This is a genomic window from Coprococcus sp. AF102-57, assembly GCF_027686195.1.
GTDB lineage: Bacteria > Bacillota > Clostridia > Lachnospirales > Lachnospiraceae > Allocoprococcus > Allocoprococcus comes.
Genome location: NZ_JAQCSY010000006.1, coordinates 137,385 through 160,095, shown reverse-complemented (window position 1 = coordinate 160,095; position 22,711 = coordinate 137,385). Strand labels below are relative to the sequence as shown.

The window sequence follows — 22,711 nt, the reverse complement described above, 5'->3', positions numbered from 1 at the left end:
AAAAAAGTCAGAGAACTGGAAAGGAGGGGTCGCTATCTTTAATCCATCGGTTAGCCGAATATGAAGCCATCCAAAAACTATCGTCTACTAAGCATTATCCCATAGATAGACTTTGTAAATATCTTAATGTTACACGTTCTGCGTATTACCGCTGGGTAAAATATCCGAAAAGTAATAATGAACTTCGAAATGAAAGACTATCCACTGAAATCCAAAGGATTCATAACCAGCATCCAGATATGGGATACCGAAGGATTCGTGATGAATTAGATGGACATAAAGGAATTCATGTGAATGATAAACGAGTACTTCGTATTTGTAGGAAATACGATATAAAATCAAATATTAAATGGAAACCTAAGAGTTGTACCAGAGGAGACAGAAATCCTGATCACATAGCAAAAAACTATTTACACCGTGAATTTCACGCCGAAAAACCGAATGAAAAGTGGCTTACAGATGTTTCTGAATTTAAATACTACAACGGAATAGAAGTTCATAAAGTTTATCTGAGTGCTATTTTAGATTTATATGATAGAAGGATTGTTTCCTTTAAAATCAGCGATCATAATGATAATCCATTAGTTATGGACACGTTTGATAAGGCTGTTCGTCAGGAGCCAGATGCACACCCATTAGTTCATTCTGATCGAGGCTTTCAATATACAAGCGCACAGTTTTATACTAGATTAAAAAAACATCATATGAAGCAGAGTATGTCTAGAGTTGCCCACTGTATTGACAATGGACCAATGGAAGGGTTTTGGGGAATTCTAAAACGAGAAATGTATTATAAACAGCGTTTTAATGACAGAAGCTCTTTGATTACTGCGATAGCTAATTACATAGATTACTACAACAACCAACGACTTCAAAGGAAACTGCATGTAATGACACCAATGAAATATCATGAGCAATATACAAAAGCAGCATAAAATATCGCCAGCCATAGCATGGCTGACGATACAAAAATTTATTATTTTTTATTGTCCTCTTGACGGGGAGCATACCACTGCATCACCCCTACAGTTCTGGCGGCTCATTTTATTATAAATAACCTCTCTTATTTCTATCAAACAATAGTGTTTGTATCCGCTTCAATGCCATGAGCATTTGCTCCGGGAATGTCTTAGTTAAACTTGAAAGAATTAGATTTTCATTCTCATTACACAAATATTATTAGATAACCAATTCAGAAATATCAATGCTCGTTTTATAGTTTTGTTTTACTCCGCCAGGAGAAGTAATAAAAATCGTAGCATATTCCCCATTTTCATAAAGGGTAATTTCTTTTATATCTTTTTCTTCATCTTGGTTCGTAGTATCGCAATAAAATTTTATGGTATATTTAGGGTTCATACCTATGCTTTTTTCTGTCTCTTTCCATGATTTTATATTTAAAGCAGAAATAACCTTGTCTATATTATGCTTATCATCATACTTTACCAGCAATTCCTTATTTGCGGCATCATATATCTCTATAACTTTTACACCTTTTACATAATTGTCCATTCTCTGCCTTTTTCCGCCCCGCCAGATACCTGTGCCGGTATTTCAGCTCTGCATACTCTGTGATCCGTTTCATGTAGACTGCATCATAAGCTCCGCCTACAGCACCAACCACCGGAATTCCCTGTAAGAACTTCATATACAGAAGCTCTTTTGACAAAGCTCCCGCCGTTTGTTCGATCTGCTCCTTATCCTGATACTCTTCCGGCAGTATTCCGTTTCTGATAAATTCATTTACTTTCCCGTCAATCTCACAAAGTGTATCCCCATAGGATACTGCTCCCCGGATCAATAATAAGATAAAATATTTTTCTTCCCTGCTTTCATAGCTGTATCCATACTGCAGAGCAGTCTCATAAATATTCTTTAAAATCATCCCTGTAAATACCGGAATATCCGGCAGACCGATTCCCAATACGCCCATCCCGATTCCAGACACACCGGATAGCAGTAAATTCTTTGTTCCCGTATCTCTTGCCTTTTTAGAAAAAGAGCGGAGGGATTTGGAATTCTGCTTTACATCCGCCATATACTGCCGCACCTGATAATCCTGCTCCAGTTTTGTCCGCTGATACGTCTTTTCAATAACCCCGGTTCCTTTCTCGAAAATCAGAGCAAATGCCTTCGCAAAAGCGGTATCCAATGTTTTCTGAAGTTTCGGCGGTATCTTTTCCTCCAGTTTCTGATTCAGAATGCTCTCCCTTTTCTCTGAACGCTTCTGAAGGAATCTCTGCTCCTGTACTTCCAGCTTTTCCCACTCCTTCTGAAGCGGTGTCCTTTTATCAAATAATCGCATCTTAATACACCTCCGCACCAAACGGCATCAATGCCAGTTTCGCCAGTTTAAACTGCTGTAAACCAAACGGGATTCCGATAATCGTCACACATAAAGCTGTACCCAACGCCAGATGCTCCAGTGCAAGAGGCAGACCGGATACAATCAGCCAGATGATATTCAAAAGGAACGAACCAGCTCCGCCACCATACTGCACCTCTTTTCCAAAGGGGAAAAAACTAAGCGCCGCAAATTTAAAACACTGCATCCCCACCGGAATCCCCACAACGGTAATACACCAGAGACAACCTGCCAGACACCAGCTCAGCCCACTGACTGCGCCGCCAAACACAAACCACAACACATTTCCCAGGCATCCCATATGCTACACCTCCCCATTCATCCGATTTTTCACATCAGCAAGTATCTTTTCTATCCGGTTGATGGCATCATCCACCTGTTCTCTTGCATCTGCAATCTTGCTCTGCACCATATAATCTGCCACCAGCCCGTCCAGAAAGAAATCCGCAAAGGAAAGGAAGCTGCCGATTTCCATGCGCAGATCCAAGGAAACCTGCACATCTCTTAATTCTCTCTGAAAACGCTGAATATCGCTTTTCGCCTGTTCCATCAACGCAGCTGCGTCATTCATTTTAGAATGCTTCACAAAGTCACTGATAAAGCCTCCTCCAAGCATATCAAAAATGCCCCAGTTTCTCGCACTTCCCAACTTATCCCTTGCTGCGTAAAGGCTCTGAAGCGCCCGCTCCCCTGCCTGTACTGCTTCCTGCATTTCCCGTTTCATCATTTCGTTACTCATCGTTTATCCTCTCTTTCTTTTTAGCAGACTATTGCGGCAGATTTTCTATATTTCATAATAAAAAAAGACTCCTATCATGACCTCTGCCACAATAAAAGTCTTGCTATCTCATTTGCTACGGGTATCTCTCGATACCGGTTGTCGGTTACAAAACCACCTCTTTCAAGGCGTTCAGCTACTCCCTTTTTTGCTTGAGATGAATATAACATATTGGAAATAATTTGTCAAATCATGCATTTTTCTTTTCCAACCGTTCCGCTTCTCTGGCAAATACATGCGAGATATCAAACAGTTCCGGTACATCTGATATGGTACACACATTCACACAATAATTGAGCCATGGAAATTCTTTTGTCATCTGATAAATAACTGCCATGGCTTTTGCTTCTGACATTGCTTCCACCGAATGATATCCCGATCCCTGAATATGCTCAAATCCGTTTGCTTCAAAAAAGTCCCTTACATCCGCATATGCATTATGCCAGTCACCTTTCGGATAATATTCCTTTAGTGCTTGTGTATTCAGGTCAAAATTGATGCCTTTCCTCTGTAAGCTGTCCATCTGTTAGTTCCTTATAAAGTCTGTAATCAGGTTCTCCTTTTCTGTTCCGTTATACCAGAAACACTCTAACAAATTCTCTGCAATTCCTACGGAGTTTTTCAACTGAAAGATTGCTGCCCAGAATCTTCCATAGTCCTGCTTGCGTCCCCGGTCAAGATAAATCCTGCTTCCAAGGGCTTTGACTGCACAGCTTAAATCCTCCTGCTCAAAAATCTGATCTGCCTGTTCACACATCTGATTTACCGTTTCCGGAGCGAGCTTGCTTGTATCAAATTTAAGTTCTACTTTATACATTATACTCATCCTTTCATACAACAAATGACTGAGTGACTCTTCTCTTTCTACTGTAATTCTACCATGAAACCTATATAAAGTCATTCCCCATTTTCACTTGCTTTAATATAAATTTTTCCTTTTATTTTGGAAACACAATCTCCACACAGAACTCATTCCCTTCTATCCGGGCGCTGATTTTCCCATCCATACGAAGTACCAGCTCTTTCGCAATTGATAAGCCGAGACCGCTGGAAGTCTTACTGCGTGCTTCATCCGCTTTATAAAACCGTTCAAACACCTGATCTACATTTATTTTTTCCACATGACATACTTGATTTTTTATCTGTATCCGGATGTTGTTTTCAACTTCTTCCAGTGAAATACTGATTTTCTTCTCCCCGTGATCCAGTCCGTTTTTTATGATATTCTGAAAAATTCTCTGGATTCCCTGTTCATTTCCGTTCATAAACAGCAGTTTATCTGTAATCTGTATCTCCGGTTCAATTCCTCTGCCCGTCCATTCATCGTAGTAGGAAAATATGGTATCTTTCAAAATCTTGTTGATACAGCAGGATGACATTTCCAGATGAAAAGAATCGTTTTTAAGTTTTGTAAAAGTAAATAATTCTTCCAGCATTTCTTTCAGGCTGCCGATTCTCTCCTGTATGATCTTCATATACCGTCTCTGCTCTTCCTGGTCTTCACAGGTTTCCATTAACTGAAAATATCCGTCAAGGGATGTCAAAGGAGTACGGATATCATGTGAGAGATTTGTATATGTATCCGAAATCATCTCCTCTTTCTTCAAGTATTCCTTCTTTTCCCTTCGCTTCAGTTCCAGCCATTCGTTTAAAACATCTGCCAACTCACCAATGCCTCCAAAATCCATTTCTCTGGTAATCAGCATGTTGCTGTCGTGCTTCATCAGAAACGACAACTGGCGGCAGATGTCTTTCACCTGCCGCTGGTATTTCCAAAATAACATTCCTTGTACCAGTATCACTGCTATCAATAGCACGAACCCTAGTTTTATCATTTAGATATCTCTCTTTCTGAATACCCATGCTGTCAGTAATGTAACCACGATTCCGAACGCCGCCGCAATCACAACTGCCGTCAGGCATTCCTTATTGGTCGGTGACATGGATAAAAGTGCAATCTTTCCTGTCACTGTATATTTCAAAATCTGGAAATTCTCCACACCTGCCTTCTGGATCAAATGATTGATCACTCCGTATAAGACAATCATGGTATTCATGCACAGGCAGATAACAATCGTCATGCTGAACACGTTGCTGTTCAAAACCACCGCAATCGCCATACTGATTAGTACCAGTGCATAATGAAGCAAAATCTGAATACCAAAGTATCTCAGCAACTCGCTTCCATTCCCCCACTCCAGATATCCGAAGTACATCTGCTGTGCAATAATCTGAATGATGAAATAAAGCAGCATGGTAACAGTCGTATACACAAACAACACGGAAGCTTTGGAAAAGATCAGGTTTCTCCGGCTCCTTACCTGCCCGCCGATATTTTTAATATAACCGCTTCCTATATCTGCACTGGAAAACAGCACTGTAAAAATCACCAGAAACAACGCCACAAACTTCGCCTGCAGGTTTGCATATACCTGATCAAAGACCGTTACTTTTTCTCCCGGCTGTGTCGGCAGGAATACGGACATTCCCATATTGATGGTTTCTGGTTTCACTGTTTCTGCAATGCTTTCTGTCTGCTGTTGTTCCGCTTCCTTGTTCATCGTATCAATATCCAGTTTCGACATGGATGTGGAGAAGAATATAGCTGCCGCCATCACAATCCATACCACATACATACTTTTTGTCCGGACCATCCGGTACAGATCCATTTTTATCATATTAAGCATTTTGATTCCCTCCTGTCAGATTCAAGAAATAGGTTTCCAGTTCTTCACTGGTAATGGAAATTCCATTGACCAAAATTCCTGCTTTTGCCAGTTCCATATTGACATTGGCGCTTTCATTCAATCGTTCAAATATATGGATATGGCTCTTATCTGTAACCTGATAGTTGGTAAATCCCATTCTGTCCAGAATCGGGACTGCCTGCTCCGGATGGATTAACTCTATTTCAATCCGTTCACTGCAGCGTTTCATCAGTTCTTCGCTTGTCAGCTCCTGCAGAAGACTTCCATTATGGATAATTCCATAATCCGTTGCAATCTTAGATAATTCCTCTAAAATATGACTGGATATCAAAATCGTCATATTCCGTTCATCTCGCAGTCTCTGTATGGTATCACGCACCTCTGCAATTCCCTGGGGATCAAGCCCATTGATCGGTTCATCAAGGACCAGGAGATCCGGCTCCCCGACCAGTGCCAGCCCGATTCCGAGACGCTGCTTCATTCCAAGGGAAAAATGTTTCGTTTTTTTCTTTCCGACACCTTCCAGTCCGACCGTCTCTAAGATATCTTCGATGTATCCCTTTTTCCGAATACCAAACAATTCACATTTTATTTTCAGGTTTGTATATGCATTCATGTTGCCATACAGCCCCGGTGCTTCAATCAGACACCCCACACGAGAACGAATCCTCTCCAGTTCTTTTCCTTTACACCCGAACATCTCAATCTCTCCGGCTGTCGGTCTTGCAAGTCCACTGATCATCTTCAGGCAAGTCGTCTTTCCCGCACCGTTCCGTCCGATAAATCCATAGATAGCACCCTTTTTTATGTGAAGGTTTACTTTATCCACTGCCTTATGATGACCATACTGCTTCGTCAATCCATTTGTACTTAATAACAATTCACTCAATGCTTTCATCTCCTTTTCTTATCTGCTGTTATCATATCGGATAAATCCTAATCAAACGCAAATAAATAGTAAAAAAAGAGTAAAGATTAAGAATGCAGACGGTAGCCGATTCCCCATACGGTATCAATATATTCCTCCTGCGTTACTGCTTTTATCTTTTTCCGGATATTGCTGATATGTACATCCAGTGTCTTTGTCTCTCCCATATAGTGTTCATCCCACGCATATTCAAAAATCTCTTCTTTGCTGAAGACCTGTTTCGGATGCTCCAGTAAAAGCTCCAGAATTGCAAATTCCTGCTTTGTAATTTTGGGAAGCAGCACTCCGGCAATCCGGACTTCAAAGCGCTCACGGTCCAGTTCCAGGTTTTTATATGACACGCTTTTATGTTCCGGCTCCTGCTGCATATGGCGGAGCTGAACCTGAATCCGGGCAAGCACCTCCTGTATCTCAAACGGTTTTGTAATGTAATCATCTGCCCCACTGGTAAGAAGCCCGATTTTTTCATCCAATCCGTCTTTGGCTGTCAGGACAATAACCGGCGTATTGCCCTGTTTCCGAATCTGGGCAAGCACCTCTTCTCCTGAAATTCCCGGAAGCATCAGATCCAATAGAATCAAAGAAAAGCCCGCCTTATCCATCTGGAACAGCATCCTCGCTTCCGTCCCGGAAAAAGCCTGTACCGTCTCATACCCTGCTTTCTGTAATGCCGTATATAAAAGATTATTGATATCCGTATCGTCTTCTACAATCAGAATTCTGTTTTTCTGCTCCATTTTTCTCATCCTTCCATTTTCCGATTTAAACAATATTATATTGCACTTTTATAACTATGTCCAAAATTCTTTTGATATTATCCTTCCACCTCGTCTACATATGCTATATATAGTTCTAATTCTTTTGACATATGCTATATCTTGTGTTAATATAATCTTGTATTTAAGTTTTTGTGCTGTCCCGTCATGGGAGTCTGGACCATTCATCCAGAAGCATATGCAGTTTAAGTTTGGAAAATCGTGTCATTATACTGCCGTTTTATACGGTGCTATAATGGCACTTTTTTTATTTTAATCTATTTTAACGCCCAAAGAGGCAGAAAGGAGAATTTTTATGTCAGCAATTTTAACAATTTTAGGGAGGGCCACAAGAGATCCTGAGATGCAGCAAGGAAAAAATTCCGGTACGGAATATGTTTCTCTGGACATTGCAGTTTCACAGCGAGGCCAGGATGGAAAGGAAGAAACCATTTACTATCAGTGCTATTTTAACAAGTTCCTTGCAGAACGCTTAGCAAAAGCAGGCGTAAAGAAAGGAACCGGGCTGATGATCTATGGTGATCTGGAGCTTCATCCGTTCATTTATCAGAAAGGAAAGAATGCGGGGCAGGCAAATGCCGGTCCGAGGATCAATGTCAAGGACTGGCACTTTGTACCATCCAACCGTTCTGACAGCAATACCGGACATCCGGGTGCAAACCAGAACAGCCAGCCGAATGGTGGTGCGGCAACGCCCGGTGCAGCCGGCAATGGCAGCTACCCAATGCAGGGAAATCCCAATGGCAGCTACCAGAATCAGGCAATGCCTGGCGGCTATCCACAGCAGGGAATGGCTCCTGCTAACGGTGCCTACACGCCTCCTGCAAATGGCGGACAGTATCAGGCTCCGCCAAACGGAACCGGTCAGCCACAGAGCAGCTACCCGCCGCAGGGCAGTTATACCGAAATGCCAAATTACGGAGGTATGCCGGGCAGTCAGCCAACTGACGGCTTTCAAAATGTGCCGGAACAGATGGCATCCCAGTTGCCCTATTAACTCTCAAGGAACCCTATGTTGAGGAATTGCATTTATCATCTTTGTGATGATGCAGTTCCTCTTTTTCATGTCCGGAAGCGGCGATTTCCCATCCAGCTTCCGGGCTTGTCTAAGAATCATGAATCAGAAAGGAATCAGCTCATGAAAAAATCAAATCGAAAAAAATTCTTACAGTTTGTCGTGCTTGTACTGTTTCTTGCAGCACTTTTCGTACCACAGGATGCCAACCGGCTTCTGATTGCAGGCATTGCCCTGATCGGTATCGGAGTCACGCTGTTCAGTTATCTTCTCCCGCTTTTCACGGAACGCCTGAAAAACAGGGAGCATAAGCTACGAAAACGCCCAGAAAGAACTCGTCATCTGGAAGGAACACCTGATCTGGAAACCATTCTCTGGAGACAGATCAAATTCCAGATTACCGGAAAGCTCAAGGAAGCCTTCCCGGATGCCACATGGGATTTTGTGAAAGAACCACCGCTCTCCCAGATACTGGATGGGGAACCATTACGGATTCGCACACGGAATACCGGAAGTTATAATTTTGCGGAAATTCTCATGGATGCCCGTGGCAGTCTGACGCTTCAGATGATGACCATTGAATCCTTACATAAAAAGGAACCGTCAGAAGGAAATCCGGATTCCAGACCAGCCGTTAATCCCAAATCATGGTATTCCCTGATTGGGAAACCGCTACTGATGGAATTGGTCGGTGACTTACAGGCAAGGGGCTATGAAAAGCTGTTTATCAACGAGCAGGGAGATGTCTATATTCTGAACGGCACTGAACCGGAAGTCCGGGGAAAGCTGGAACATTTCCCGCCCAAAGATTACTGGGGCGAATTGACGGAGATTTTTACTGAAGATGAATTGACCACAGAAGAGACCGAGCAGGCACTGGAACTGTCCTGGATCTCATAAGAAGGAGGAACGAATCATGGCAAATAACATCGTAGCAACCTGGGGGTTCAAACGCAAACTCCCGGAACCATTTGAGGATTATACGGACCATGCAATCTTTGATGACATTGCATCCAAATACTGTACTCAGCCACGGAAAAAATCCACGCTTCATGCAGCTACCCTGCGGGCAGTCCTTGCTTATCTGGAGCTGGAAAACCCGGTTGGCAGTACCCCGCCGGAAAAGCTTGGGGCGGTCGGTACCCAATCCAACAATTTTGTTGTGGCGGAATATCCGAGCAAAACCGGTGATCTTCAGGTGGTTGTCTACAACCAGCTAAACGGAAAGTTTTACGGAGGCTGCTATACTCCTCCGCCGGATGTGGAAAGCACACCGGAAAAATACGAATTTAAAGACTCCAAACAGTCCGGTGCGGCTCTGCTGTTCGCACTGATGCCGGTTTTTCTGGCAGATGAAGAGTGTAATGAAAAGTATCAGGAATTAAAAGCGCACCGGGACAACGGTTATCCCGATCTGGACGCCGCTGCGGAAACAGCAGCCGTTCTCTGCGACAACATTTACCGGAGAACCCGCTATGCATCAGGTCTCCCGACCGGTGGTGTTAAGATTGACCTTCCGGCAAACGGCGTATTGTCGCTGATCAAACCGTTAAATATCCAGAAGGGGGTCTATGCACCAACCGAAGTGCTCCATGGAGACTTTCAGGTGTTACGTCCAGGAAGTGGATTTAAGAAAGCACAGGCAGCCATTTCCAGAGATGATTTTGTTGGGAAATTTATCCTGACCGCATCCCGAAGGCTGTCTCCGGAAGAGGAGGTATCTGTTCCGACATTGGCAGAGTGGTACATCATCCCTCCGGAAATCAAACGGATCTGCGAACACGCAAAACTGACAACGGATACCACACAGCCGATGCGGAATTTTCTTTTACGGGGACCGGCAGGTACCGGAAAGACCGAAGGAGCCAAAGCCATTGCTTCCGCACTTCACCTTCCTTACCGCTGCATTACCTGTTCCGCAAATACAGAGGTATTCGACCTTTTAGGTCAGATTCTTCCGGATGTGGACGGAAAACGCACCCGGCTTCAGCGGCAGTACCCGTCTTTTCAGGAAATCCAGTTAGATCCCTCCGGTGCCTATCAGAAGCTGACCGGAAACTATGATGAAGAAATTTCTGCCGAGGACACCTACCAGAAGCTGATCGATACGATTTTTGATGAAATGCACAGCTATTATAAGGAACACACCTCCGGACAGAACTTCCAGTATGTGGATACGCCTCTAGTCGAAGCCATCCGCTATGGGTATATTCTTGAGATACAGGAGCCTACGGTCATTGCTAATCCCGGTGTACTGGTTGGACTTAACTCCCTTTTAGACCGCTGTAACAGCGTATATCTTCCAAACGGAGAAACCATCCACCGTCATCCGGATACGACCATCGTAATCACCACAAACAATGACTATGCAGGCTGTAAACAGATGAACCAGTCTGTCATTTCCCGAATGAACCTTGTGATTGATCTGGATGAACCGGATGAGGATACACAGGTAGAACGTGCCATGGCTGTTACCGGATGCAAGGATGCAAAAACGGTACGTCTGATGACACGCATTGTCAAATCCATGGCTGTCTACTGCCGGGAAAATCTCATTACAGATGGCTGCTGTGGCATGAGGGAGCTGATTTCCTGGGTGCAGTCCTACATGGTCTGCGGGGATATCCGGGAAGCGGCCCGTTACACGGTGCTTGCCTCTGCCTCTGCCGATGCTGAGAACCGTACGGAAGTGGAAGAAAGCTGTCTGGATACTGTGCTTGCTGCGTAGGACACGCCTATGAGAAAAGCAGCACTCACAGAAGCCCAGATCCGAAAGCATCTGGCAGATAATCTGTCTTATCTCCGGCAAGCCAAAACACCGAAGTTATCACAAAAGGCAGTTGCCAGAATCTTAAATCTTCCCCCGAAAACCATTATGAATTATGAAAATGCAAACTCCTCCCCGATGGCTTATGCCGTCCTTCGCCTTGCTGTGTATTACGGCTGCACGATGGAGGAACTGCTGACAAAAAATCTAAGAAAAGAAAGGAAGAATATCACGTGAATCACAGCCAAAGAAATTTAAAGAAACTAATCCGGGCAAAAGAGGATTCCATTGCGGATGAGGAGTTATTCCTCTCCGCTGCCTATCAGAAGTACCAGACCTCCCTTGCCAGAGCCGTTACCGGACGTTACCGGTATGGACTGCAGGTACTGCTGGACTGGGACATTTCCGAACAGGCAGGCGTTGCATATACCGACAATTATAAGGTACATCTCAACGCAGCGAACCCGATCACCCAGTCTTTCCCCACCCGTTTCTTACGTTCCCAGAGCCTGACAGGGCTCACCGGGCATGAAGTGGGGCACTTACTCTATTCTGATTTCACAGCCCACGCTGTTCATCTGAGGAGTCTGGAAAACGGTTCCTTCTATCCGAAGGAGCCGGAGCTATCCCTTCCAGCTTATCAGACAGCACTGGAGGAGATCAAAGAAGTGTTAGAAGAAAAGGACAAAGCCGGATGCCTGACACTGGCACGATGCGCCGCAACTTTTCAAAACATTCTGGAAGACATCCATATTGAAGACCGTATGTGTGAGGAATTCCACGGCACCTTCCGACAGGGGATTGAACTCAATAACCTGCGTATGTCCGAACAGATTCCTTCCATACAGGAACAAATTGACAAAGAATACCAGCCATTTTCCATCATTGCCAACCTGATCCTTTCCTATTGCCGGACCGGAAACATCAACAATCCCACCGGCTATCAGGGGGATTATCTGGATACCATTTCCGATTGTACCGATCTTCTGGATACGGCAATGGAATCGGAAAAAGGCACTGACCGGATGCTGGTTTCCAATGCGCTCTTAGCCCTGACCTGGAACTATATCCAGCCGCTCATCGAAAAAACACGGGAGGAATTGGAAATGCATGGCGAGGATTCCGCTGCCGATGCTCTGGAAGATCTTCTAGGGGATGAAGTCAGCAGCGGCGCTCCTCTTCCGACCGGAAAAAGCGGTGCCATTCCAAAGAATATCAAACCAGCTTCCCCAAAAGGAAGCGGGAATGATGAGGGCAATGCTCCTTCCGGTTCACGTACCAAAGAGGATGCTATAGAGGAAGCCAAACAGGTGCTTTCGGAAGAAGGCGGGCGCATCGCTCTTACAAAGACCAATACCATTCTGGATGAAAACAACCCCGGCGTCACTTATGTCAGTCAGTATCAGGGCAGCGGCTATGAGCATGCTGCAGAGGATCTGTTCCGGATCTTGAACGATGTGGCTGCAGAAAAGGTGCAGGAAGACTGTCAGACGGAACTGACCGAGGAACTGCAGAAAACAGCCAATGATATTCATTACGGCAATGCCCATGCAGGCATCCATGTTACCATCCATCGCCTGACCAGTGTTTCCGATTACCTGAAGAATGAATACCAGACAGTTGCTCCCCCGCTCCTGCGGGCTTCCAAAAAGCTGCAAAGCACCATCCTGCCGCTTTTGAAAGAAGAACAGCAAGGCGGAAAGCAGAAGAATCTCCTGTTTGGAAAACGTCTGGACTCCCATGCTCTCTATAAGACAGACGGAACCATCTTTACCAGAACCAGACTTCCAGGAGAGGAAAAACGTCTGGCTGTTGCCCTCCTGATTGACGAGAGTGGTTCGATGGGTTGGGGTGACCGGATGACACATGCAAGAAAGACTGCCATTGTCCTTTATGATTTCTGTAAAAGCCTCGGTATCCCTATCACCATTTACGGGCATTCCACGGATGCAGGCGGCGTTGCTCTTTACTCCTATGCAGAATTTGATTCTGTGGACAATGAGGACTGTTACCGGCTGATGGATATGTGCGACCGCAACGGGAACCGGGACGGCGCAGCTCTCCGCTTCGTAGCAGAGCATTTGTGCACACGCCCGGAGCTTCAGAAGCTGCTGATCCTGATTTCTGACGGTCAGCCAGCCGATTACGGCTACAGCGGAACGGAAGCAGAGGCAGATCTGCGGGGCATCAAGAAAGAATACGAAAAACGGGATGTCATCCTGTTTGCGGCTGCCATTGGTGACGATAAGGAAAATATCCGCAGGATTTACAAGGACGGATTCCTGGATATCACGAAACTGGAAGAGCTTCCAAAGAATATGGCACAGCTTGTCAAACAGCATCTCAAATAAAGGAAGGTGAATACTCATGAATGAAACTTATCAAAACCGGATTACCGACCAGATCTGCAAGATCCAGAATGACCGGGCACTCATTGCCTTTTATGACCGGCTCCGCTACGCACCACTCGGCAACTATGCACAGCTACATGCCAAAGGGGAATATCAGGAAAACGGGCATAAAGTACATTCTTTAATCTGCATCACCATTCAGGATTATTCCAACGGTACCGGAGACCGGAATATCATCACCCGTTTCAACCTGGCACCGGAACAGATCCAGTTCCTCTTAACCCGGATCACTTCCGGTTTTCAGGAATTTGAATGGAGCCAGAGCAAGATCTACGGCAATCCCGATCAGAACGGTTATTCCACAGCCCAGATGTTTTATATCTCCAGACATCCCTATGATTCCAAAGGGCAGCCTATGAAAAGCCCATGGAAAATCCAGATTGCAAATGGGAAAGGCATCAAAGCACAGAATAAGAACGGTGGTTCCTACATGCAGCCACGCAGCTTCCAGTCCGAAAAGACGACAGCCATCCAGCTTACCGACATGGATCTGTTCACGCTTCTGAAGCGGACGGATTCCTATATTTCCAACTGGGAAACGGTGATTGCTGCATCACTGATCAATAACGGAAAACGGATGCTGGCAGACCAGCAGAACAGTCAAATGCAACAGACAGCACAGGCTCCGCCTTACGCTGCCTAAATTTTCAGAAGAGAAGCGGTACTTTACTGCTTCTCCTCTTTTTAAGAAAGGAGACTTTAGTTATGAATATTGCACTCATCCGGACCATGGACTCTCAGGGGCGTATCGTCATCCCTGCAGAAATCCGGAAACAAATGAAGCTCTCAGACGGAGATGCACTGGAACTGGAAAATGTGGGAATGGAGCTGCTTTTACGCAAATGCCCTACCCACTTAAACGGAAAAGAGGAAATGGCTTCCTATCTTTCCGTCCTCTACAGTGTCATCCACTGTGGTATCGCAATTTGCAGTGAGGCTCACATACTCGTATCTGCGGGCATCTATCTTCCGGAAGGCACTCCCGTTACAGAAGAACTCGCCGAATTGGTTGCGGACGGCCAGGAACTGATCTCTGCTGAGAACTGCCCTGTCTACCCGGTATCCAACACCCGTCAACCGGTTTGTGCTTTTTTCCCGATTTTAAGGGAAGACAGAGAGCCGCTGGCACTTCTTCTCTGTTCCAGAACCGGACAGCATTTATCCGAGATGGAATTGGGATGCGCTAAACTGGTCGCTGCCGTAATTGCAAACAAAATTAAGTAAGGAAAGGAGCGTGAAATCAATGAAGAATACAAATATAACCTTACACACCACCCAAAAGAAAGAATATGTCCTCACCGGAATCCTGTCCCTGCCCCTCCATCTGGGAGAACGGGCGTGGATCTATAGTTATAACCAGACCTTTGCTACCAGTCCGGTGCAGAGTATTCTGGAAGTATCCGAAAACGGTGTGGTATTTGAGACCTGCAACAGTATTTACCGTCTCAGCTACACCCGTGTTCCGATGGAGCTGGAGGCGATGTGTGCTTGACAAGAATGGAAGAACTGGAGAGCTGCCTTTCGGGGCTCCTCTCCACCTTAAAGAAGAACCGGGAACATGTGCCTCTGGAAGTGCTGAAGACACAGTATAAGCAGCCGTATGAAGAACTGGTCAGAAACATCAACCTGACCGCTTCTGCCTATGCAAAATCTGTGCTGCTCCACCGGCTGGTCCTGAATCCGGATGCAGATGTGGAGGAACAATGTACCGTCATCAACCAGATGATACAAACTTCCGGGATGCTGAAGAAAATCAGCTCCTGCATGTCCAAAACCTATGATGTAGGACAGATATATCCTCTGATACTGGAACTACGCCATATGGTCGAACAGGCACTCTGGCCCTATGTGAATCAGGCAACTTGTCTGGTCGCAGATCTGGATGATATAGAAAAAGAACCGACAATTTACAATTTTTTGACACATGAAGTTTATGAAAATGATACCTGGATTCACCGAGAAATCGACCTGCGCTGGAAACTACTGGTACATCTTACTCCCGAACAAAGAGAATCCGTACCACCAGCCAATCATAGTATGAATGGAGGAATTTACCATGAAAGAACAACCATCTAATCCTTGCGAGAAAGTCTCATTTATTTTGACCTATGACCAGCTTGAAGCTGCTTATAACATCTACCGGGAACAATTTATTTCCTGCGACTTCATCCGCCGCTCCATGGAACGTCTGGAGGAAAGAATCGGACTCTGCAACCTTCCATATGAAACGCTGCGTGATGATCCAAGCCTTCTTCATGAAGCATACCTGCAGTTTCTCCGACTGGAAGACTGCAATGTGGCTTATAACGACACGCTGGAGCAGGTAATTGATGCAATCGAACAATGGCTTGCCTCTGGCACCTTATCCCCTGTAAACCTTACGGTTTCCAACCAGAATATGGGTGAAACTTTTGGAACGGAGGTGGATGTGTAATGGCAAATATCTGCTGTGATGATGTGATCTTTTATACAGAAGGAAATCCGGAAGGACTATATGACTTGTGGGAGGACCTGGAAACCTACATCATTCTGAACCAGAATCCTGATTTATGCTGGATTGGCAATTTATTTTCCCACAAGAAAATAGATTCCACCGGAATATCTCTTCGTGGAAATGTCAGCTACATGGAATGGAATGATACGTATATTCTACTTTCTTTAGAGACAGCATGGACTCCACTTTATGAAGCATATCAGGCGATAGCCGCTGCATATCATGTTCCCTTTGTGATGCAAAGCATAGAACCTGGAGAACGAATTTATTATAACACGGATGAAGCACACCTATTTTTCCCTGACCGATATTGTGTCCGCTTATATGAAGAAAGCCTATTGACTCCATGTGGCTTAATAATCGGAGAAAAGCTGGAAGACGGTGAACCATTTGAAACGGAAACAGACGTATTAGAACGATTCAGAGATTGCGGATATCCAGCAGCTACACTAAAAGAGTTGGAGCTCATGTTCGATGCGGATGAACTTATTATTTTTGAATTTACAAATCCATATTTGGATCTGGAGCAGAAAAATGCTTGTGCATGAAACTTCTCCCCTCCACACCAAAGACGATTATCATCAGATTTAAAGGAGGAACACCATGACTGATTTGGAACTGGATGTCTGGGATGCATGGCTCAGGGAACGTCAGGAACATCTGGAAGAAACCCTGTCCAATATCTCACCATCGGAAGAACCCTGCAGATATTACCTGCTAACCGGATATATTCAGGGAATGCTAGAAGCTCTTACCATGCTTACGACTGTTGAGGATGGGAAACGCTTCAAGATCAAACTGGAGCAATTTCGCCAGAATCTGCTCCTCTCTGGAGATTACGATGCTACCGGTAACTATAAACAGGCAGTGAAGAAAACTGCTGTTTAAATACTTCGAGCCGCCCAATCGGACGGCTCTTTTTATGCCCGAAAACGGTAGCCTACACCACGTATCGTTTCTATGTAGTGCGGTTCTTCCGGATTTTCTTCTATTTTCTTTCTCAGATTCTTGACTAACCCATAGACACGGTTATCCACTTCTGACTCCACATCCTCATAAATATGCTGGTAAATCTGTTCTTTTGTAAATACCCGATTGGGGGATAAGGCCAGATAAAAAAGCAGGTCATATTCATGTCTGGTAAGTTCCACAACCTTACCATCTTTGATTACGCTCCGCTGAAGCTGGTCTATTTCCAAACCTTGGAATGTCAACTTTTCAGAATTTGTAATCTCCATAACTTCTAACGTACTTTCGCAGGCTAGAACTGATTTAATTTTATTCAGGATTCCCTCTTCGGAATCAGAAATGGTAAGAATCATCACTTTCCCATAACATCACCTGCTTTTCTTAGCATTTAGCTTTCACTCCTCATTAACAATGTTTATCGATTGGTTACATAGATATATGCATCTTCCAAAGTTACGTCACAAGCTATACATCCACTTTCTGACGGCATATTCTCCCCTAACAGTCTTAATCTAATTCCTTCCTCCGTATACTGCTTACTGGAAATATGATATTTTCTTTCTAATTCTCTTGCAAGGCTTTCGTCCTCTGTACAGCATTCCCATACATGCCCTCTTGCCTTATTCAATAATTCCCTCATTGTTCCTGTATAAAGGAATCTACCTTTTTTCATAACCGCAAGCTGATTACAGGTTGCCATCAGATCCTCCACCACATGCGTTGAAAATAATACGGTGCGTTCTTCTGCAAAATCTACCAGTAAATTACGGATACGGATGCGTTCCTCCGGATCGAGCCCTGTTGTTGGTTCATCCACAATTAAAAAATCCGGCTCATGGAGTAATGCCTGCACTAATCCAACTCTTCGCTTCATTCCACCTGAAAGCTGCCGCATTTTCTTTTTCTGATGGTCTGCAAGACTGGTCTTCTCCAGATAGTAATCAATCCTTTTCTTGCTTTCTCTTTTCTCAATTCCAGCCAGATCTCCCATATACTCCAGACATTCTCGAACAGTCAAAGACGGATACAGATCAATTTCCTGTGGCAGATACCCAATCTTTTTCTGTATCTTTTCGTAATTTGCTTCGCAATATAGCGTACCATCTAACAGAACTTTTCCACTTGTGGGTGCAAGCACCGTTGTAAGCACCCGCATCAACGTTGTTTTTCCTGCACCATTTTCACCTAACAGACCAAATATCCCATGTGGGATTTCCAGATCCACATGATCTACCGCTGTCACTCCATTTTTAAATGTTACTGTTAAATCGTCTATTCTTATACTCATAATCTTACCCTCTCTTCTTTAATATCTTAGGAACAAATGCAAGCATCATCCCCGCAAATACCACGCACAGCACCTTCCCGCCAAGCCATCTCCACTCTGTCAGCTTACCGAAATCACAAGTTCCGTAGGAAAATGGTCCCCAGTTTTTCAAAAACTGAGTTGCCTTTCCGGAAATAGAGAAAAACCAGAAAAGCAGCACGACACCCATACCAATCCATCTGTTTCGAACCAGATTGCTGACAGTTACGGAAAGCACACTCCAAAACAAAACAGTTCCGGGAATCGCAATACAATAAATTCCAAACAAGGCACCGCCATCTAATTCTTCTGTCAGATTCACCGGTTTCTGCCAATAAAAGAGTCCATATGCCAACAAACTGATTCCAATCAGATAAGCTACCTGCACAAATAGTCTTTTATAAACTACCCCTGCCTGCTTTTTTAGATTATAAAGGCAGAATACTTCCGAGCGTTTGCTCTGCACTTCCACCAGATAAGTATCTGCACAGAAAACGACTGCCAGAAGCGAAACAGCTCTTTCCACTGCCCTTCCGATTTCGTTTGCGTATACAACAGGCTGGATTGCACTCAATATCACAACAAAAGCGATTGAATATGCAATTTTATAATATGGCATACATATTTTTACTTCTTTCTTCAATGTACCCTCCTCCTTTTCCACATCCACACCGCTATAAACATGAGCAGTATGGATGCTGCCACAAGAAGCAGTTGATTGAGATATACCCGATATGGCAATCCCGTTTCAAAAAAATTCCCCGGAAATCTAACCATAATAGAGAATGGTCTTGCATGACACTGTCCTTTGCTGTCCCATGTCAGCATATTAGAATAAATGATATAAAGAACCAGCGCCGGAACCGCTGGAAGCGGATTCTTAAACAGCAGCGCTGTAACCGCATACACACAGCAGATCATCAGGATGTTCGGCAGGACATACAGGATCGAATTCTGAACAAAATCCAGTATGTTCATAGCAAATCCTGATTTTACTGCCGTGGCATAACACAAAATGATAAATACGATATTCATAATGACCAGTGCCGTCGTCATGATGAGAAATCCACTGCTTATTTTCCCGGCAATATATTGAAAAGCCGTCATCGGTTTGGTGTGCAGCAATTCATAAGTATTTTTCCTCATATCCTGGAAAAATAAAAACGCCAGCAGAACCGTTGCAAAGAATGCCATATGCAGGCTTGCAAAATCTGTAAATTTTCTTCCGAAATAATAGGAGAATGGATGTTTCTCAAGATTTTCTCTGATATACCGATTGACTTCCTCCGGGCTTCCCTGATACCATGAAACGTCCTCATACACATAATTGGCACCATTAAAGTGGTATTCCGTTTTCAGATACTGACACGCCTCCGTAATCTCCATCTGTTTCATCTCAGATATCACTGCCTCCGCCTCTGCTTCCGACATGCCAAACCCATTCTCTGTGTCTTGAAGTATCTTTACAATCTCTTTCTCCCACAGTTCTCTCTCCTTATCCGGTGTTGCCGGAATACATCCCTCCATAACATCCCCATCGGAAGCCATTTTTACCTTCCTGAAGGTTTCATCCGGCTTCACGTAATGAATGGACAGATAAGGTGCAAGTGTCTGGTACATACTGATTAAAACAACAATCAAACCAGTCCAAAATATCGGATTTTTAAGATAATTTTTCAGATTCCTTTTTATGATCGCTTTCATAAGTCATCCCGCCTTTCTTTTTTCTACAAACAGCATAGCCTACAAATCACAACAAAAAAACAACAGCCATTTATTTCTGCTGTTGTTTTTCTGATACATAATTTTTAAACACTGCCTCAATTTCCGCACCACCATCTGCTGCATTTTTTATCAGCAGTTTCCCGCCATGCCGTTCGCAGTAGATACGGCTGATATACATACCCATTCCAAAATGCTTTAAATCATCCTGCGAATTTTCATGATAAAACGCCTGTGTCACCGTATCGGTATTTTCCTGAAATCCCGTTCCGTCATCACCGATACTCATTTTCAGATCCTGCGCCGTCACTGTCAGCTTCAGCCCGACTTTCTGACTGGCATAGCGGAATGCATTGGACAACAGATTATCCGCTACTTCCATGATGATTTCCGCATCTGCGACCAGAGTTTCCGACTCTCCCACTGCCGTTACCGTGAAGTCCTTTTCTGATTTTTCTTCCATGACTTCTGCCAGCGTTTTTATCTGGCTGATCAACTGCCGGATATCCACCACGGAACAGTTTAATTCCCGTTCTTCCAGTTTCGTCATCTTCCGCATACCATCAATAAAATGGTTCATCCGTTCAATCTGAAGCATACCGCCCCTTAACATCTCCATCATTTTCTCTTGATCAAGCATATCTTCCGGAACAAATTCCAAAAGCATTTCCTGATATCCCCGCATGATTGCAAGCGGCGAGCGGATATCATGGGCAATCGCTGCACGCAGTACCCGCTCATCTTCGATCATCTGCCAAAGTCTACGGTTATTTTCTTCCAACTGCCCACGCATCCTTTCAAATTCCCTGCACAGCATCCCCATCTCGTCCTCGTTCTCATAAGCCATATGAAAATCCAGATCTTCCTCCGCAATCATCTGTGATGCCATCTTCAGTTCCTGAATCGGTCTCTTTAATTTATTTTTGTAAAACAGGCTGACCGCAATTCCACATCCGGCAAAAGAAAAAAGCAATACTCCGTACGTCTGAAGGAAATCACAGGTTTCTGAAATATGCCAGTCCATTCTGCTCATTTTACTCTGATTCGGTCTCGGTACCACTACCTCAAAATTTTCATTGCGGTCATTCATTGCCTGATAATACTCGTCCTGATCCACGTACTTCCACCAGACCTCCTCCTGTATCTGCCCGGCAATCTCAATAATTGACACAGAAAGAAAAAAAGTGACAATCAAGCTGAGTATCGTATATAAAACCATTGTCTTTTTCAAGGATAAATTTCTTATCTTTTCCATCGATACCCCATCCCCCATACTGTCTCAATGTATTCTGTCTGCGTATATTCCGCCAGTTTCTTTCTCACTCTCCGGATCAGTTCCGTAACAACACGGCTGTCACCTTCCGCATCATAACCACACACCTTTTCGTATATCCGCTCCCTGTCAAAAACCTGTCCTGGATTCATGGACAAAAACTCAATGATTGCATATTCCAGCTTCGTAAGCTCCAAATCATTTTCACCGATCTGAACCCTCTTTGCTCCATAATCAATACTGAGGTCTCCGTGGAATCTGTATTCAGACTTCCCTTTATGACGCTCCTCACGCTTCAAATGTGCAATAATACGAGCATCCAGTTCTTTCAGACTAAACGGCTTCAGTATATAGTCATCCCCACCGGATAAAAGCCCGTTTACCCTGTCCTGCTCCTCCACTTTTGCCGTCAGGAAGATAATGGGACAAGTTACTTTGCCCCGGATACGTCTGCATACTTCTAATCCGTCTATTTTAGGCATATTGATGTCCAGCAAGATAATATCCGGTTTCTTATGGATTTTTTCCAAAGCATCTGTGCCATCTTCTGCCATCATTACATCATATCGTTTGATTTCAAAATAGTTCTTTAACATCTTTAATAATTCGATGTCATCATCCACGATCAAAATTCTATATGCCACTTTTATCACCTCGTTTTATCAGTATACAACGAAAAAAACAATAAATAAACAACAAGAGAAACACTTCGAGCCGCCCATTGCCGGACGGCTCCTTTTATGCCCGAAAGCGATAACCAACACCACGTATCGTTTCTATGTAGTGCGGTTCTTCCGGATTTTCTTCTATTTTCTTTCTCAAGTTCTTAATCAGACCGTAAATTCGGTTATTCACTTCTGACTCCGCTTCCTCATAGATATGCTGATAGATCTGTTCTTTCGTGAATACCCGATTAGGAGATAACGCAAGATATAGAAGCAGATCATATTCATGTCGGGTAAGCCCCACTGTCTTATCTTCTCTGATTACACAACGCTGAAGCTGGTCTATTTCCAGACTTGGGAATCTCAACTTTTGAATGTTTACATTATCCATAAACTCTACTGTGTTTTCACAGACTAGAACCGATTTAATCTTATTCAGAATTTCTTCCTCGGAATCAGAAAACGTAAGAATCATTACTTTCCCATGGTATCACCTGCTTTTCAACCCTTCCTGATCTTTTTCAAATATCCGGA

General features: G+C 44.0%; 30 protein-coding genes. 13 read left to right on the top strand and 17 right to left on the bottom strand.

Annotation, left to right across the window (positions count from 1 at the left end; genetic code table 11):
* Positions 1 to 935, top strand: a 935-nt coding sequence (locus tag PGZ10_RS05960; protein WP_270540935.1) for an IS3 family transposase, incomplete at its 5' end; no start/stop codon positions are given.
* Positions 936 to 1,179: 244 nt separating this feature from the next.
* On the opposite strand, the gene PGZ10_RS05955 is transcribed toward PGZ10_RS05960, so the two are convergent.
* The 10 genes from PGZ10_RS05955 to PGZ10_RS05910 form a co-directional block, all read right to left on the bottom strand.
* Positions 1,180 to 1,512 (bottom strand): DUF5301 domain-containing protein, encoded by a 333-nt coding sequence (locus PGZ10_RS05955; protein ID WP_005333498.1) that lies wholly within the window; start codon positions 1,510 to 1,512, stop codon positions 1,180 to 1,182.
* The gene (locus PGZ10_RS05950) at positions 1,469 to 2,305 is read right to left on the bottom strand and encodes an EcsC family protein (RefSeq protein WP_005333496.1); all 837 of its coding nucleotides are present in this window, start codon (positions 2,303 to 2,305) and stop codon (positions 1,469 to 1,471) included. The genes PGZ10_RS05955 and PGZ10_RS05950 overlap by 44 nt, the downstream gene beginning before the upstream one ends.
* 1 nt (position 2,306) lies before the next feature.
* On the bottom strand, positions 2,307 to 2,666 hold the full coding sequence (locus tag PGZ10_RS05945) for a YccF domain-containing protein (protein ID WP_005333494.1): 360 nt from the start codon (positions 2,664 to 2,666) through the stop codon (positions 2,307 to 2,309).
* A gap of 3 nt (positions 2,667 to 2,669) precedes the next feature.
* The gene (locus tag PGZ10_RS05940) at positions 2,670 to 3,104 is read right to left on the bottom strand and encodes a hypothetical protein (protein WP_005333491.1); all 435 of its coding nucleotides are present in this window, start codon (positions 3,102 to 3,104) and stop codon (positions 2,670 to 2,672) included.
* A gap of 229 nt (positions 3,105 to 3,333) precedes the next feature.
* The gene (locus tag PGZ10_RS05935) at positions 3,334 to 3,666 is read right to left on the bottom strand and encodes a hypothetical protein (protein WP_005333489.1); all 333 of its coding nucleotides are present in this window, start codon (positions 3,664 to 3,666) and stop codon (positions 3,334 to 3,336) included.
* Positions 3,667 to 3,669: 3 nt separating this feature from the next.
* The gene (locus PGZ10_RS05930; protein WP_022415108.1) at positions 3,670 to 3,960 is read right to left on the bottom strand and encodes a hypothetical protein; all 291 of its coding nucleotides are present in this window, start codon (positions 3,958 to 3,960) and stop codon (positions 3,670 to 3,672) included.
* 121 nt (positions 3,961 to 4,081) lie between these two features.
* A complete protein-coding gene (locus PGZ10_RS05925; RefSeq protein WP_005333486.1) occupies positions 4,082 to 4,978 on the bottom strand; it encodes a sensor histidine kinase in 897 nt (298 codons plus the stop codon).
* Positions 4,979 to 5,830, bottom strand: a complete 852-nt coding sequence (locus PGZ10_RS05920) for an ABC transporter permease (protein ID WP_008373910.1) — start codon at positions 5,828 to 5,830, stop codon at positions 4,979 to 4,981. It abuts the gene before it with no gap.
* Positions 5,823 to 6,749, bottom strand: coding sequence for an ABC transporter ATP-binding protein (locus PGZ10_RS05915; RefSeq protein ID WP_008373911.1), 927 nt, complete (start codon positions 6,747 to 6,749; stop codon positions 5,823 to 5,825). The genes PGZ10_RS05920 and PGZ10_RS05915 overlap by 8 nt, the downstream gene beginning before the upstream one ends.
* Before the next feature lie 77 nt (positions 6,750 to 6,826).
* Positions 6,827 to 7,525: a response regulator transcription factor gene (locus PGZ10_RS05910; RefSeq protein ID WP_005333481.1), complete on the bottom strand. Its 699-nt coding sequence runs from the start codon at positions 7,523 to 7,525 to the stop codon at positions 6,827 to 6,829.
* Positions 7,526 to 7,850: 325 nt separating this feature from the next.
* On the opposite strand from PGZ10_RS05910, the gene PGZ10_RS05905 reads away from it, so the two are divergent.
* The 12 genes from PGZ10_RS05905 to PGZ10_RS05850 all read left to right on the top strand — a co-directional run bounded on the left by PGZ10_RS05905 (position 7,851) and on the right by PGZ10_RS05850 (position 17,130).
* A complete protein-coding gene (locus PGZ10_RS05905; protein ID WP_270540933.1) occupies positions 7,851 to 8,552 on the top strand; it encodes a single-stranded DNA-binding protein in 702 nt (233 codons plus the stop codon).
* A gap of 141 nt (positions 8,553 to 8,693) precedes the next feature.
* Positions 8,694 to 9,470 carry a hypothetical protein gene (locus PGZ10_RS05900; protein ID WP_022415111.1) on the top strand — a complete coding sequence of 259 codons (777 nt, stop codon included), beginning with the start codon at positions 8,694 to 8,696 and terminating at the stop codon, positions 9,468 to 9,470.
* Between the two features lie 16 nt (positions 9,471 to 9,486).
* Complete coding sequence (locus tag PGZ10_RS05895; protein ID WP_005333473.1) at positions 9,487 to 11,298, top strand: AAA family ATPase; 1,812 nt, start codon at positions 9,487 to 9,489, stop codon at positions 11,296 to 11,298.
* Positions 11,299 to 11,307: 9 nt separating this feature from the next.
* Entirely contained in the window at positions 11,308 to 11,574 is a 267-nt protein-coding gene (locus PGZ10_RS05890; protein WP_005333471.1) for a helix-turn-helix domain-containing protein, read from the top strand.
* A complete protein-coding gene (locus PGZ10_RS05885; protein WP_270540931.1) occupies positions 11,571 to 13,688 on the top strand; it encodes a vWA domain-containing protein in 2,118 nt (705 codons plus the stop codon). Before PGZ10_RS05890 ends, PGZ10_RS05885 begins: the two co-directional genes overlap by 4 nt.
* A 16-nt stretch (positions 13,689 to 13,704) precedes the next feature.
* Positions 13,705 to 14,391, top strand: coding sequence for a hypothetical protein (locus PGZ10_RS05880; protein ID WP_270540929.1), 687 nt, complete (start codon positions 13,705 to 13,707; stop codon positions 14,389 to 14,391).
* Between the two features lie 62 nt (positions 14,392 to 14,453).
* Complete coding sequence (locus PGZ10_RS05875; protein WP_005333466.1) at positions 14,454 to 14,972, top strand: AbrB/MazE/SpoVT family DNA-binding domain-containing protein; 519 nt, start codon at positions 14,454 to 14,456, stop codon at positions 14,970 to 14,972.
* 19 nt (positions 14,973 to 14,991) lie between these two features.
* Positions 14,992 to 15,240 carry a hypothetical protein gene (locus tag PGZ10_RS05870; RefSeq protein WP_005333464.1) on the top strand — a complete coding sequence of 83 codons (249 nt, stop codon included), beginning with the start codon at positions 14,992 to 14,994 and terminating at the stop codon, positions 15,238 to 15,240.
* A gap of 5 nt (positions 15,241 to 15,245) precedes the next feature.
* On the top strand, positions 15,246 to 15,824 hold the full coding sequence (locus PGZ10_RS05865) for a hypothetical protein (RefSeq protein ID WP_005333462.1): 579 nt from the start codon (positions 15,246 to 15,248) through the stop codon (positions 15,822 to 15,824).
* Positions 15,805 to 16,182, top strand: coding sequence for a hypothetical protein (locus PGZ10_RS05860; RefSeq protein ID WP_005333460.1), 378 nt, complete (start codon positions 15,805 to 15,807; stop codon positions 16,180 to 16,182). Before PGZ10_RS05865 ends, PGZ10_RS05860 begins: the two co-directional genes overlap by 20 nt.
* Positions 16,182 to 16,790 (top strand): hypothetical protein, encoded by a 609-nt coding sequence (locus PGZ10_RS05855; protein ID WP_005333458.1) that lies wholly within the window; start codon positions 16,182 to 16,184, stop codon positions 16,788 to 16,790. Before PGZ10_RS05860 ends, PGZ10_RS05855 begins: the two co-directional genes overlap by 1 nt.
* Positions 16,791 to 16,845: 55 nt before the next feature.
* Positions 16,846 to 17,130: a hypothetical protein gene (locus PGZ10_RS05850; RefSeq protein ID WP_005333456.1), complete on the top strand. Its 285-nt coding sequence runs from the start codon at positions 16,846 to 16,848 to the stop codon at positions 17,128 to 17,130.
* A gap of 32 nt (positions 17,131 to 17,162) precedes the next feature.
* Here the strand turns inward: PGZ10_RS05850 and PGZ10_RS05845 are convergent, their stop codons facing one another.
* The 7 genes from PGZ10_RS05845 to PGZ10_RS05815 form a co-directional block, all read right to left on the bottom strand.
* Positions 17,163 to 17,564, bottom strand: a complete 402-nt coding sequence (locus PGZ10_RS05845) for a winged helix-turn-helix domain-containing protein (RefSeq protein WP_005333454.1) — start codon at positions 17,562 to 17,564, stop codon at positions 17,163 to 17,165.
* Positions 17,565 to 17,626: 62 nt separating this feature from the next.
* Complete coding sequence (locus PGZ10_RS05840; protein WP_005333452.1) at positions 17,627 to 18,499, bottom strand: ABC transporter ATP-binding protein; 873 nt, start codon at positions 18,497 to 18,499, stop codon at positions 17,627 to 17,629.
* 4 nt (positions 18,500 to 18,503) lie between these two features.
* Positions 18,504 to 19,160 carry a hypothetical protein gene (locus tag PGZ10_RS05835; RefSeq protein ID WP_270213230.1) on the bottom strand — a complete coding sequence of 219 codons (657 nt, stop codon included), beginning with the start codon at positions 19,158 to 19,160 and terminating at the stop codon, positions 18,504 to 18,506.
* Entirely contained in the window at positions 19,157 to 20,221 is a 1,065-nt protein-coding gene (locus PGZ10_RS05830; RefSeq protein WP_008373936.1) for an ABC transporter permease, read from the bottom strand. The genes PGZ10_RS05835 and PGZ10_RS05830 overlap by 4 nt, the downstream gene beginning before the upstream one ends.
* A gap of 70 nt (positions 20,222 to 20,291) precedes the next feature.
* Positions 20,292 to 21,494, bottom strand: a complete 1,203-nt coding sequence (locus PGZ10_RS05825) for a HAMP domain-containing sensor histidine kinase (protein ID WP_008373940.1) — start codon at positions 21,492 to 21,494, stop codon at positions 20,292 to 20,294.
* Complete coding sequence (locus PGZ10_RS05820; RefSeq protein WP_023921570.1) at positions 21,482 to 22,156, bottom strand: response regulator transcription factor; 675 nt, start codon at positions 22,154 to 22,156, stop codon at positions 21,482 to 21,484. The genes PGZ10_RS05825 and PGZ10_RS05820 overlap by 13 nt, the downstream gene beginning before the upstream one ends.
* 94 nt (positions 22,157 to 22,250) lie before the next feature.
* Positions 22,251 to 22,652, bottom strand: a complete 402-nt coding sequence (locus PGZ10_RS05815) for a winged helix-turn-helix domain-containing protein (RefSeq protein ID WP_270540928.1) — start codon at positions 22,650 to 22,652, stop codon at positions 22,251 to 22,253.
* Positions 22,653 to 22,711: the final 59 nt, after the last annotated feature.